Here is a 12,784-nt window from a genome sequence, read left to right as displayed (position 1 = left end):
TTTATATACTTGATAAACAATGTTAAAGGGTCTGACCATTTATAGTCAGCCCTTTTCTTATAATGAGATTTGAAATAATTTGCTTTTCAAATTGATATTAAAGTATATAATAATTTTATATAGTATAACCTATTTTGTTATATGTGTAAGAATTATCTATTACATACTACCCGAAATGTATGTATCATTATCAGAGCATCGTGTGTAAAACAATTATGAATAAATAGGAACATGTGTCCAAGTATTTTTTAAAAGTGTAATGTAGAAAGAGCAAGGTGGTGAGTAAAATCGAGCTCAATAAACGGCAAGAACAAATTGTAGAAATTGTAAAAGAAAATGGTCCAATTACAGGGGAACAAATTGCTGATCATCTTCATTTAACAAGAGCAACGCTTCGGCCTGATTTAGCTATTTTAACAATGGCTGGCTTTTTAGAAGCTAGACCACGTGTTGGTTATTACTATACCGGCAAACAAGATACGCAGCTTTTAGCAGAAGAGCTAAAAAAACTACAAGTTAAGGATCATCAATCCATTCCAATTGTAGTAAGTGTAAATGTTTCTGTGTATGATGCAATTTGTACCATGTTTTTAGAAGATGTAGGGACATTGTTTGTAGTTGATGATCAAACTTACTTAGTCGGTGTACTCTCACGAAAAGATTTATTACGAGCTAGTTTAGGTAAGCAAGATCTTACTTCGATTCCTGTAAATATTATTATGACGAGAATGCCTAACATTACTACTTGTCGACAAGATGATCTCATTGTTGATGTTGCAAATGCTCTCATTGATAAGCAAATTGATGCATTACCAGTTGTTAAAGACACAGGTAATGGATTTGAAGTAATAGGGAGAATAACAAAGACAAACATGACAAAAATCTTAGTAAGTTTTGCTAATGATGTATGAGCTAAGTAAATAGAAATGGGGATAGAAATATGAGTTACCGATTGATGTATGTTGTTTCAGATTCTGTGGGCGAAACTGCTGAGCTAGTTGTCAAAGCAGCTGCTAGTCAATTTAATGGAGCTTCAGCAAATACAAAAATTAAACGAATTCCATATGTAGAAGATAAGGGTACCATTATAGAAGTAATATCATTAGCAAAAAAGGAACAAGCAATTATTTGCTTTACACTTGTCGTGCCGGAGCTAAGAGACTTCTTAATTGAAGAAGCGACTAAACAAGGGGTCGTATATTACGATATCATCGGACCGTTAATTGATAAAATGGAAACATCCTATGGAATTACGGCTAAATATGAACCTGGCAGAGTTCGCAAACTTGATGATGATTACTTCAAAAAGGTTGAAGCAATTGAGTTTGCCGTTAAATATGATGATGGACGCGATCCACGGGGAATATTAAAAGCTGATATTGTATTAATTGGTGTGTCAAGAACATCAAAAACACCTTTGTCTCAATATCTGGCACATAAACGCTTTAAAGTCGCTAATGTACCAATTGTTCCAGAGGTTGAGCCACCTGAGGAATTATATAAGGTTTCTGCACAAAAGTGTATTGGATTAAGGATTAGCCCAGATAAACTCAATCATATTCGCAGAGAAAGATTAAAATCATTGGGTCTAAATGATGAAGCGTTTTATGCAAATATTGATCGAATAAAAGAAGAGCTGGATTATTTTGATAAGATTGTTGAAAAAATCGGCTGCCATGTTGTTGATGTTTCCAATAAAGCTGTAGAGGAAACAGCTAATATTATTGCAAATTTCATGAATAAACAAAATTAATATCATATAAATAATATGAGGATGCTCATTGAGACATCCTCTTTTATTAATGTTTTTATCTGGAATGAAATGTTATTTTCTTATGTATAAAAATAATAGATATTTACTTAACTTTGTATTATAATAAAAAATTGTGATAAAAAATAAATTTTTTAGGTTTAGATCTTGACATGTAGGAATAAACTATTTATTGGAAACTGTCAAGATATTTAACAAAAAAAAAATCGACAAAAGGATTTCATGATGTTTCTCTCGAATATTTAGTATCTAACAAGTTTTTAGAAGGATTCTGTCGGAGTGATGTAGAATAGAAAAATATGAAGCAAAAACAATGAAAATATATGTCGATGCGGATGCTTGTCCTGTTAAACAAGAAATAATGGATATAGCTAGCAACCACAACATTGATGTTATCTTTGTTGCCTCTTATAACCATACATCCACTAATACATATGGAGGTAAATGGATCTTTGTTGATACTGGAAAGGAAGAGGCTGATTTATACATAGTCAACCATGTTCAAAAAAATGATCTAGTTATTTCGCAGGATATAGGATTAGCTGGTCTGTTGTTAAAAAAAGGGGTTATTGTCATCACTCCTAGGGGAAAACAATATACAGAAGCTAATATTGATACAGCACTTCAATTCAGATATTTATCAGCAATGGAAAGGCGAAGTGGCAAGTATACAAAAGGTCCTAAAAAATTCACGGAAGAGGATACTATAAATTTTATCACATCATTGAAAAAAAATTTGTCGAATGATGCAGGAGATTCTAATTAAATCTCGAATATCTTTAACACGGAGTTGTTAGCATGGGAAATCGAATTCCCGAGGAATTAATCGAAAAAATTCAAAGAACTTCTGACATTGTTGACGTTATAAGTGAATATGTTCAATTGAAGAAACAAGGTCGTAACTATTTTGGCTTATGTCCATTCCATGGTGAAAAATCACCTTCGTTCTCGGTTTCGGCTGATAAACAAATTTTTCACTGTTTCGGATGTGGTGCAGGTGGAAACGTATTTTCATTTCTCATGCAGCATGAAGGTTTTTCATTTATTGAAGCTGCTCAATTTTTAGCAGATAAAGCAAGTATTGATTTGCCGGCAATGAGCCCAACTACTTCAGTAAACACTGTTTCTAAAGATGCTGAGAAAATGATAGAAGCTCATGAGCTATTAAAGAAATTTTACCATCATTTGCTAGTGAATACAAAAGAGGGTCAAAAAGCTTTAGACTATTTATTAAACCGAGGTTTCACTAAGGAAATAATCGATCAATTTGAAATAGGTTATGCTTTAGATTCATGGGACTTCATAACAAAGTTTTTAATAAAAAGAGGATTTGACCCGCATATGATGGAGGAAGCTGGTCTGTTGGTCAAAAAGAGCAATTCCGATGAATATTTTGATCGATTTCGTAATCGGATCATGTTTCCGATCAATGATCATAACGGATTGCCTATTGCATTTTCAGGCAGAGTGCTAGGAGATGAAAAACCAAAGTATTTAAACAGCCCAGAGACAAAAATCTTTAATAAAAGCAAATTGCTTTATAATTTTCATCGGGCAAGAGTACATATACGAAAGAATCAACAAGTTATTCTTTTTGAAGGCTTTGCAGATGTTATTTCTTCAGTTAAATCTGGAGTTGAACAGTCCATTGCATCTATGGGTACTTCTTTAACCGAAGATCAAGCGAAAATTATCCGTAGAAATGCTTCAGAAGTAGTTATTTGCTATGACTCGGACTCAGCTGGTATTGAGGCAACAATTAGAGCTTCAAAAACATTGCTAGATGCAGGATGCAAAATTAATGTGGCAATGATTCCAGATGGATTAGACCCTGATGACTACATCAAAAAATTTGGTTCAGAGAAATTTAGAAATGATGTAATAGGGGCAAGCGTATCTTTAATGACATTTAAGATGAACTACTTTCGCCGAGGAAAGAATCTCCAAAACGAAGGAGAAAGGCTTCAGTATATCGAAAATGTTATTACTGAGCTTAGCAAATTAACAAATGCTATTGAAAAAGAAATTTATTTAAAACAACTTTCAAAAGAATTCGAGCTTTCCCTAGATGTCCTGAATGAACAGCTTCACCAAAAAGAAAAACAATCACATAACAAAAAGGCTCCACAACAACAAAAGGCAACCAACGAACAACACAGGAAAAGAGTACCTATTCAATCGAATAGATTATTACCGGCATTTCATACCGCTGAACGAATGTTGATCGCTCATATGCTAAGAAGTAAAGATTTTGCAGAAAAAGTGCTTGAAAGACTTGGACTTCAATTCAATATTGAGGAACATAAAGCAATCGTAACTTATTTATATGGTTTTTATGAAGAAGGAAATGAAGAGAGTGTAAGTTCTTTTCTTTCAAGGCTGCCAAATCCAGAGCTACAACATATTGTATCCAACATTGCGATGATCCAGATAAACCCTGAAGTTAGTGAACAAGAACTAGCAGATTACATAAAACAGGTGTTGAATCATCAAAAAATGTTAATGATAAAAGATAAAGAAGCTGAAAAAATAGAAGCTGAAAGAAAAAAGCAATATAAAGAAGCAGCTCAAATTGCAATGGAAATAATGCGCTTAAAACAATCAATGAAAGAACTAAGCTGAAGATGAAATACAAGTGTGTTTTAAGATGTGTACTGCGTGTAAATAAAAAGCAGCAAACACATTTTCCTATAAATTAGGAATATAACCGCTAAACAGTAATCCGATGGCTTATCTTAACATGTGATAAGTTTGGAAGGAGGGGATCCTATGGCTGATAAACAAACCCATGAATCTGAAGTAACCTTTGAACAGGTGAAAGATCAGTTAACTGAAATTGGGAAAAAACGAGGAGTTTTGACATATGAAGAAATAGCAGAACGTATGGCTAACTTTGAGATTGAATCAGACCAAATGGATGAGTATTATGAATTTTTAGGTGAACAAGGGATTGAATTGATTGGTGAAGCTGGTGAAACAGAAGATCCAAACGTTAAAGAACTTGCCAAGGAAGAAGAGTTCGATTTGAACGATCTTAGCGTTCCTCCTGGTGTAAAAATAAATGATCCTGTTCGTATGTACTTAAAGGAAATAGGGCGTGTTGACCTTTTATCAGCAGATGAAGAGATTCAACTTGCAAATCGTATTGAAGATGGTGATGAAGAAGCAAAACGCAGACTAGCTGAAGCAAATCTTCGCCTCGTCGTTAGTATTGCTAAACGCTATGTAGGAAGAGGCATGTTATTCCTTGATTTAATTCAAGAAGGTAATATGGGTTTAATGAAGGCCGTAGAAAAATTTGATTACCGAAAAGGTTTCAAATTTAGTACGTATGCTACTTGGTGGATCCGACAAGCGATCACACGTGCAATTGCAGACCAAGCACGTACAATTCGTATCCCTGTTCATATGGTTGAAACAATTAACAAATTAATTAGAGTACAACGTCAATTACTACAAGACTTAGGTCGCGAACCAACGCCAGAGGAAATTGGTGAAGATATGGAATTAACGCCTGATAAGGTAAGAGAAATCTTAAAGATTGCTCAAGAGCCAGTATCTTTAGAAACACCAATTGGTGAAGAAGATGATTCTCATTTAGGTGATTTTATCGAAGACCAAGATGCAACTTCTCCTTCAGAACATGCTGCATATGAATTATTAAAAGAACAGCTTGAAGATGTTTTGGATACACTAACAGATCGTGAAGAAAATGTATTACGTCTTCGCTTCGGATTAGATGACGGCAGAACAAGAACTCTTGAAGAGGTTGGAAAAGTCTTCGGTGTTACACGTGAACGTATTCGTCAAATTGAAGCAAAAGCACTACGTAAGTTACGTCATCCAAGTCGTAGTAAACGTCTTAAGGATTTTCTAGAATAGTATGAGGCGGACAACTTTGTCCGTCTTTTTATTAGAAAAAAGGATGACGTTAAGATGAACAATGAGAAAAAAAACATTATCATAAAAGAACTTTATTATTGGAAAGATAATAAACTTCTTCCAGAAACCTATTGTGATTTTTTGTTAGCACTTTATACTGAAGGTCATCAGGAAGATGAAGTATTAACTACTCAGAAAAACCAAGCTAGGAAAAGGATAACTAACGGCCAATTCCTCTTATATAGCATGTTACTTGTTTTTCTGCTAGCGATGCTTCTTGTCATATATTTTACTGAATTGTCTTTCCTTTTGCAAATAGCCCTAATAAGTTTTTGTCTCATATCTTCAATTGTTGTCACCGCTTACTTTATAAGAAAAAAAGCACTTTTTCAAGTGCCTTTAAGTGTAACTTTAATAGAATTGTTAATTTCTTCATTAATCATAGTTGAGAATGTTACAATTGGAGATCGCTTATGGATTGGGTTAATAATAATTTTGAATTGTTTATTGTGGATCATTTTAGGTAGAGTTTATCACGTATTATATTTGTTAATTAGTGGAATAGTAGGATTGGTTATCCTTATATTGACGATTATCACTTGAAATCAATATTATAATGAAATGTCAATAGGTTAAAATGGTAATTTCATACTCTTTGCTTATTTTTTGTCTAAAGTGTGAAAAACATGGAGATCTTTTAAGATAACTCTTTTACTTATTGTAAAATTACAGTAAAATAGAGATTGTTTACAAATAAAACGTACTTATTTGTGTTTATCCCGCAGTAACGAGCAGTTAAACCTAAAAAAAGTAAGCGCTACTAATTACATATAATAGTAATAGCTGCTTGTTTTAATTATTCATTAGTAGGATATAAAACCTGACTAATGAAGATTTACTTATTTACATAAGGGAGGTTACATGATGAATCGCAATCCACTTATACCATTTTTATTAATCGCTGTTCTAGGAATCGGCCTTATGTTCCTTTTATCCTTTAAAGGTCTTGGCGATCATGAAAAGTTAGCTAAAGGTGATGAAGAACCAAAAGCAGGTGATGTTGCAAATGCTAAACCTGAAGATATCTATAACCAAAGCTGTGTTTCATGCCATGGCCAAAACTATGAAGGTGGAGCAGGTCCTTCACTTGTAGGTGTTGGAGACAAAATCGGCAAGGATGGAATCAAAGAAACCATTAAATCTGGTAAAGGTATCATGCCACCTGGTTTAGTTCCAGACGAGAAACTTGATGAAATGGCTGAATGGGTATCACAAATTAAATAATTTAAAGCAATAGCACCTATTTAGTTTTTGTATTCATGGGACAAACTATGAATAGAAAGTGTTTTTAGATTTACATTCTAATTGTTTGGCTAAACACTAAAAATAGTAAGAATTGATACGTCAATCATAATTCCTACATTTATAGTGCTTCTGAGTGATAGACAGCTTGGTTGCTGGAGCTAGTCACAAAAATTAACTTCAAAAAGTTAGAGCGATATATCTATCCAATAAAAAAGTCCTTTGCATCTGTAAAGGACTTTTTTTATACTAAAGTAGGATTATAAATGATCTTTAATAAAGGCTCTTTTCTAAAAGATTGTTGTTTTATAAATAGTTTTTGTGTAAATACATTGATAAGTTGATTGGAACGGATATGCGAGACTCCTGCGGGAGCAGCGTGACAGGTGAGACCCCTCAGGCGCAAGGCGCTAAAAAAGTCTCACCGCACGCCACGCGGAAAGCGAGCAGCCTGGAGCAGAAATCAACTACTCTGGTTCTTTGTAAAAAGCAACAAAGTGTTTACGAAAAAAGCCTTAATAAATAAAGAAATTGTGGTGACAACATGAATGAAATGAACTTATCGAAAAGACTGGAGACAGTTGCAAGTTACATACCTAAAGATGCGATATTAGCTGATATTGGATCTGACCATGCCTATCTGCCTTGCTATTCGATCTTACAAGGTGTAGCGAAGAGTGCAATTGCCGGGGAAATTACAGAAGGACCTTTTCTATCAGCTAAAAGCCAAGTAATGAAATGTGAACTATCAGATGTCATATCTGTTCGTCAAGGTGACGGACTATCTGTTATAGAAGATAGTGAAGTAATTGACTGTATAACAATTGCTGGAATGGGTGGAGGACTCATAAAAAAAATATTGGATGAAGGCAAGGGGAAGTTAACTCATGTCAAGCGTCTAATATTACAACCGAATATACATGCTATCTATATCAGACAATGGTTACTTGAAAATGGCTGGGAATTAATTGATGAAGAAATTATCGAAGAGGATCATAAAATTTATGAAATTCTTGTTGCTGAAAAAGGGGAACCTATGCAGCCTTATCAAACCGTTTCTTTACAAACAGGGTTATTGTTAGGACCACATTTAATAAAGAAAAAATCTGATATTTTCAGCGGGAAATGGACACAGGAATGTAGACATTGGAAAACCATTCTCGAACAGCTTGAGGCAGCTGGTCATACGTATGAAAACAATGAAAAATTCAGGGAATTAGAAAATCAAATAAAGCTAGTTGAGGAGGTTTTGTAGTATGAAAAAAATCCCTAACGGCTTTCAAGTTATTCAATTATTTGAACAGTTTTCGCCCAAAGCATATGCTGTAGAAGGAGACAAGATTGGACTTCAAATCGGCAGTTTAAACAAGGAAATACATAACGTAATGATTACATTAGATGTAACTGAATTGGTTATTGACGAAGCAATCGAAATGGATGTGGATTTGATAATTGCCCATCATCCACCAATTTTTCGACCAATAAAAAAACTCTCTACGGATTCTACCTATGGAAGAATGTTAGAAAAATGTATAAAGCATGATATTGCTGTTTATGCAGCACACACAAATTTAGATGTTGCAAATGGCGGCGTAAATGACTTGCTTGCAGAAGCATTAGAACTTACGAACCTTGAAGTCCTTATACCAACATATGAGGAAAGGCTAAAAAAATTAGTTGTATTCGTACCTATAAATCATGAAAAAGAAGTGAGAGAAGCTCTTGGGAATGCTGGTGCTGGGCATATTGGAAATTATAGTCATTGTACCTATTCTGCAAAAGGAGAAGGCAGTTTTTTACCTTTAGATGGTTCAGCTCCATATATCGGACAAAAGGGGCGGCTTGAATTTGTTGAAGAAGCAAGAATTGAGACCATTTTTGCGGAGTCAATTCAAAAAAAGATTGTACAAGCAATGATTAAGGCACACCCTTATGAAGAAGTTGCCTATGATATTTATTCTCTTGATCAATCAGGTACATCATTAGGATTAGGGAGAATTGGAAAACTTAAGAAAGAAATCACTCTTCAGGCATTTGCCGAGCAAACAAAACAAGCTTTAAACGTTGAGCGTGTAAGAATGGTGGGAGATCCAACTTCTCTTGTCAAGAAGGTTGCTGTTTTAGGCGGAGATGGGAATAAATATATCCATCAGGCGAAATTAAAGGGTGCAGATGTTTATGTAACTGGAGACTTATATTTTCACGTTGCACATGATGCATTAATGGTTGGTTTAAATGTCATTGATCCAGGTCATCATGTTGAGAAGGTAATGATAGCAGGTGTATCTTCAAAATTAGGTGCAATGTGTGAAGAGAAAAACTTTAATGTCCATGTATTCGGCTCAACTGTCGATACAAATCCGTTTAAGTTTGTATAAAACAAAAAGCCCATCTCAGCATAGCTGAAAATGGGCTTTTCGCTTAGTTTTTTATCTTAATCTTAGGAAGAATTTTAGATAAAGGGATATAGGAATTTTTTTCCCAAGTTGACTCGTCATCTGGGTTGTATTGCTCCAGAAACTGAATCACTTTTTTAGTAATTGGTGTTGGTGTTGAAGCACCAGCTGTTACTGCTACTGTTTTTACACCTTTTAGCCATTCAAGATTAAGCTCGCTTAAGTCAGAAATACGATAAGCTGTTGTTCCTGCAATTTCCTCTGATACTTGTGCGAGTCGATTAGAGTTATTGCTTTTTGGGTCCCCGACAACGATCGTTAAATCTGCTTCCTTTGCTTGCTCAGCAACTGCTTCTTGGCGAACTTGGGTTGCTAAGCAAATTTCGCGATGCACTTCAACATGTGGATATTTTTCTTGCACTATTTTCATGATATCGGCAACATCCCATTGACTCATCGTTGTTTGGTTTGTAACAATAATTTTTTCATTCTCAATATTTAATTGACGGACATCTTCAACAGATTCAACAAGGTGAACGATATCAGGCGCTACTCCTACAGCACCTTCTGGCTCGGGATGTCCTTTTTTACCTATATAGATAATATGATAACCCTGCGCATTTTTTTCGCGTATAAGGTCGTGTGTTTTTGTAACATCTGGGCAAGTAGCATCAATTGTTACAAGTCCTTTTTCCTTCGCAATTCTTCTAACCTCTGGTGAAACTCCATGAGCAGTAAATACAATCGTTCCTGTATCGACCTTGTCAAGGATATCTAAACGATTTTTACCATCAAGTGTAATGATGCCGTCTTCTTCAAATGCATCTGTCACATGTTTATTATGAACAATCATACCTAGAATGTAGATTGGCCTTGGTAATGATTTATCTAATGCAGCGTTTTTGGCAATAACCATTGCGTCAACCACGCCATAGCAATATCCGCGTGGAGCGATTTTAATAACATCCATTGCTTTGCCTCCTTAAGAGTTCGAATAGAAAATGAGAAGAAGTTCAATGGTTAAAGACTATGATACTTCGTCCCATTTCACAATGAAAAAAGCCGCAAAACGGCTCTTTACTCTCAGAATCTCTTAATATTATAACGAAGTTTAGGGGAGAATACAAAGGAGAAAATTAGATATACAACTTCGGTACTGATCTTTTACGTGTTGTTGTATGTTTCTTACCTACATGTGTTGATTTCAATTCTGCTTGCGAAGAACTTTGTTCATGATCAAGCGAGGATTCTTGTTCTTTGTGTTGTTGTTTTTTTTGTGTAATGTTCTGATCTGTGGTGCTATTAGTATTTACTTCGGCTGATTCGGCAGTATCCTCAACAGCAGTTTCACCATCACTACTATCGCTATTTTTTAATTCGCGATAGATCTTTAACATTGCGGGCAAATTTTTCACTAATGGGCCATATTGTTGAACCATCGGGGTTACTTGCTGTGCCATTCCCAGTACCTTTTGAACATTACCAAGCATACCTGAAATATTTGCGGGATTTGCTAAACCTTGTAGTGCACCAGTGGCTCTTGAAGCACCTGTTGCTCCTTGTATAATTCCTTGCGAATTTATTGCGCCTCCTGCACCTTGACCGCCAGGAATAATGCGAGAAAGTAAACCTTTTATTCCTCCGCTGCCTCTTACAGGCATCTGTGAACCAAATTGTCCACGACCCATATTCGGTCCACGAAACGCACCTTGAAATGGTTGTCGTCTCATTGGGATTTGACCTTGCTGAGGAAAGAAACCTCTAGAATTTATAGGAGGCATCGGTCTTTGTTGAAACATAAAAATTCCTCCTTTCAAAATAAGATACCCTAGTTATAAACTATGCAGGAGAATCAATATTGGTTTCCAAATATTTGTCTTACTTAAACGTGCAGTATTTTCTAAACATAAATTCTACACTGCAGGAATTTCCCGTAAAGTCAGATGAAGAGCGTGGCGTACGATAGACAAAAACGATAAAATCAGCAATCCCAGTGCGTATAAATCAAGCTTTATTTGAATTATTTCTTGATTCGGTTATAATGTAATGATGGATTGATAAAGTAAACTAATTATGTACATTGTCAATGCTTTATCTAAAAGGAGATGATACGGATGGAACAAACAAAATTTGAGCGTTTTTCATTAAAACCATTTATTATAGAAGCAATATCAAAGGAATTACGTTTTTTTGAGCCTACTGAAATACAAGAAAGATTAATACCGTCTATTTTAAGAGGCGAGAGTGCAATTGGGCAATCGCAAACAGGTACAGGAAAAACGCATGCTTATTTACTTCCTTTATTAGACAAGATTGAACCAGAACGTAAAGAAGTACAAGTTGTTATTACAGCACCTACAAGGGAATTAGCGACACAAATTTACAACGAAGTAGTTAAGGTTATCGCATTTTCAAAAGAAGAAATAACTGCTAAATGCTTTATTGGCGGGACGGATAAACAACGTGCCATTGAAAAGCTAAAGACCCAACCACAAATTGTTGTCGGGACACCAGGAAGAATAAACGATTTAGTAAAGGTACAAGCATTAATTGTTAATAAAGTTCGTGCTTTTGTAGTGGATGAAGCAGATTTAATGCTTGATATGGGTTTCATTAAAGAAGTGGACATGATCGCAAGTCAAATGCCGGATAATTTACAAATCCTCGTATTTTCTGCGACCATTCCTGAAAAATTAAAACCGTTTTTAAAGAAATATTTAGAAAATCCAAAGTTTACACATGTAGCGCCTAAACAAGCAACTGCAGCAAAGATTGAACATGTGCTTGTTCCTAGTAGACATCGTGACAAGACAAACCTAGTTTATGAAATGCTACTATCATTCAATCCTTACTTAGCAATCGTATTTACAAATACAAAAAAGAAAGCTGATGAAGTAGCTGATGCACTTCTTGAAAAAGGATTAAAGGTTGGTAGAATACACGGTGATTTAACTCCTCGTGATCGAAAAAAAATGATGAAGCAAATCAATGACTTAGAATTTCAATATGTTGTAGCAACAGACCTTGCTGCACGAGGTATCGATATAAAAGGTGTAAGTCATGTTATTAACTTTGAAATTCCTACAACAGAATTAGATTTTTATATACATCGCGTAGGAAGAACAGCACGTGCTGGCAGTTCAGGAATTGCAATAACCTTATTTGAACCTTCTGATGAAGATGCATTAAATAAATTAGAAGCTCTTGGGATTGAATTTATTAATCGAGATTTTGTTGGGGGAGAATGGAAGGATATTGAAGACCGCAAGCGTAGACAAAAAAGAAAAAGAGTTGCGGATGAAGTAGATGCTATTGCAAAAAGCATTGTACAAAAACCTAAAAAAGTTAAACCTGGATATAAAAAGAAAATGAATAGGGAAATAGAACAATTTAAAAAGAGAAAGAGAAGAATTGAAAAGAAAAGTAAGTAGGG

At 34.9% G+C, this 12,784-nt stretch carries 12 protein-coding genes; 10 read left to right on the top strand and 2 right to left on the bottom strand.

The window, feature by feature from the left end; all coding sequences use genetic code 11:
• Window positions 1–278: 278 nt before the first annotated feature.
• The 9 genes from GMB29_RS19830 (at window position 279) to GMB29_RS19790 (ending at window position 9,333) form a co-directional block, all read left to right on the top strand.
• Window positions 279–911 carry a transcriptional regulator CcpN gene (locus GMB29_RS19830; protein WP_136353268.1) on the top strand — a complete coding sequence of 211 codons (633 nt, stop codon included), beginning with the start codon at window positions 279–281 and terminating at the stop codon, window positions 909–911.
• A gap of 29 nt (window positions 912–940) precedes the next feature.
• Window positions 941–1,753, top strand: a complete 813-nt coding sequence (locus GMB29_RS19825; RefSeq protein ID WP_136353266.1) for a pyruvate, water dikinase regulatory protein — start codon at window positions 941–943, stop codon at window positions 1,751–1,753.
• A 331-nt stretch (window positions 1,754–2,084) separates the two neighbouring features.
• Entirely contained in the window at window positions 2,085–2,537 is a 453-nt protein-coding gene (locus GMB29_RS19820) for a YaiI/YqxD family protein (RefSeq protein WP_136353264.1), read from the top strand.
• 32 nt (window positions 2,538–2,569) lie between these two features.
• A complete protein-coding gene (gene dnaG, locus GMB29_RS19815; protein ID WP_136353262.1) occupies window positions 2,570–4,393 on the top strand; it encodes a DNA primase in 1,824 nt (607 codons plus the stop codon).
• A gap of 147 nt (window positions 4,394–4,540) precedes the next feature.
• Window positions 4,541–5,653 carry an RNA polymerase sigma factor RpoD gene (gene rpoD / locus GMB29_RS19810; RefSeq protein WP_136353260.1) on the top strand — a complete coding sequence of 371 codons (1,113 nt, stop codon included), beginning with the start codon at window positions 4,541–4,543 and terminating at the stop codon, window positions 5,651–5,653.
• A 54-nt stretch (window positions 5,654–5,707) separates the two neighbouring features.
• Window positions 5,708–6,256: a hypothetical protein gene (locus GMB29_RS19805; protein ID WP_136353258.1), complete on the top strand. Its 549-nt coding sequence runs from the start codon at window positions 5,708–5,710 to the stop codon at window positions 6,254–6,256.
• A 321-nt stretch (window positions 6,257–6,577) separates the two neighbouring features.
• Complete coding sequence (gene cccA / locus GMB29_RS19800) at window positions 6,578–6,937, top strand: cytochrome c550 (protein ID WP_136353256.1); 360 nt, start codon at window positions 6,578–6,580, stop codon at window positions 6,935–6,937.
• A gap of 562 nt (window positions 6,938–7,499) precedes the next feature.
• Entirely contained in the window at window positions 7,500–8,210 is a 711-nt protein-coding gene (locus GMB29_RS19795; protein WP_136353253.1) for a tRNA (adenine(22)-N(1))-methyltransferase, read from the top strand.
• A gap of 1 nt (window position 8,211) precedes the next feature.
• On the top strand, window positions 8,212–9,333 hold the full coding sequence (locus tag GMB29_RS19790) for a Nif3-like dinuclear metal center hexameric protein (RefSeq protein WP_136353251.1): 1,122 nt from the start codon (window positions 8,212–8,214) through the stop codon (window positions 9,331–9,333).
• Window positions 9,334–9,376: 43 nt separating this feature from the next.
• Here the strand turns inward: GMB29_RS19790 and GMB29_RS19785 are convergent, their stop codons facing one another.
• Both GMB29_RS19785 and GMB29_RS19780 read right to left on the bottom strand, forming a co-directional pair.
• Window positions 9,377–10,321, bottom strand: a complete 945-nt coding sequence (locus tag GMB29_RS19785; protein WP_136353249.1) for a 4-hydroxy-3-methylbut-2-enyl diphosphate reductase — start codon at window positions 10,319–10,321, stop codon at window positions 9,377–9,379.
• A 166-nt stretch (window positions 10,322–10,487) separates the two neighbouring features.
• Window positions 10,488–11,150, bottom strand: a complete 663-nt coding sequence (locus GMB29_RS19780) for a YqfQ family protein (protein ID WP_136353247.1) — start codon at window positions 11,148–11,150, stop codon at window positions 10,488–10,490.
• Window positions 11,151–11,465: 315 nt separating this feature from the next.
• On the opposite strand from GMB29_RS19780, the gene GMB29_RS19775 reads away from it, so the two are divergent.
• The gene (locus tag GMB29_RS19775) at window positions 11,466–12,782 is read left to right on the top strand and encodes a DEAD/DEAH box helicase (RefSeq protein WP_136353245.1); all 1,317 of its coding nucleotides are present in this window, start codon (window positions 11,466–11,468) and stop codon (window positions 12,780–12,782) included.
• The last annotated feature ends 2 nt before the right edge of the window (window positions 12,783–12,784 follow it).

Origin of the sequence: Metabacillus sediminilitoris (assembly GCF_009720625.1) — a bacterium.
GTDB lineage: Bacteria > Bacillota > Bacilli > Bacillales > Bacillaceae > Metabacillus > Metabacillus sediminilitoris.
The sequence above is the reverse complement of the archived record's forward strand: the minus strand, read 5'-3'. Positions and strand labels throughout refer to the sequence as shown.

Excerpts from the sequence above, each read along its gene's own strand:
- GMB29_RS19795 (WP_136353253.1), top strand. The coding sequence starts at position 7,500 with ATGAATGAAATGAACTTATCGAAAAGACTGGAGACAGTTGCAAGTTAC.
- GMB29_RS19825 (WP_136353266.1), top strand. The coding sequence starts at position 941 with ATGAGTTACCGATTGATGTATGTTGTTTCAGATTCTGTGGGCGAAACT.
- cccA (WP_136353256.1), top strand. The coding sequence starts at position 6,578 with ATGAATCGCAATCCACTTATACCATTTTTATTAATCGCTGTTCTAGGA.
- GMB29_RS19790 (WP_136353251.1), top strand. The coding sequence starts at position 8,212 with ATGAAAAAAATCCCTAACGGCTTTCAAGTTATTCAATTATTTGAACAG.
- GMB29_RS19805 (WP_136353258.1), top strand. The coding sequence starts at position 5,708 with ATGAACAATGAGAAAAAAAACATTATCATAAAAGAACTTTATTATTGG.
- GMB29_RS19780 (WP_136353247.1), bottom strand. The coding sequence starts at position 11,150 with ATGTTTCAACAAAGACCGATGCCTCCTATAAATTCTAGAGGTTTCTTT.
- GMB29_RS19775 (WP_136353245.1), top strand. The coding sequence starts at position 11,466 with ATGGAACAAACAAAATTTGAGCGTTTTTCATTAAAACCATTTATTATA.
- GMB29_RS19820 (WP_136353264.1), top strand. The coding sequence starts at position 2,085 with ATGAAAATATATGTCGATGCGGATGCTTGTCCTGTTAAACAAGAAATA.
- rpoD (WP_136353260.1), top strand. The coding sequence starts at position 4,541 with ATGGCTGATAAACAAACCCATGAATCTGAAGTAACCTTTGAACAGGTG.
- GMB29_RS19785 (WP_136353249.1), bottom strand. The coding sequence starts at position 10,321 with ATGGATGTTATTAAAATCGCTCCACGCGGATATTGCTATGGCGTGGTT.
- dnaG (WP_136353262.1), top strand. The coding sequence starts at position 2,570 with ATGGGAAATCGAATTCCCGAGGAATTAATCGAAAAAATTCAAAGAACT.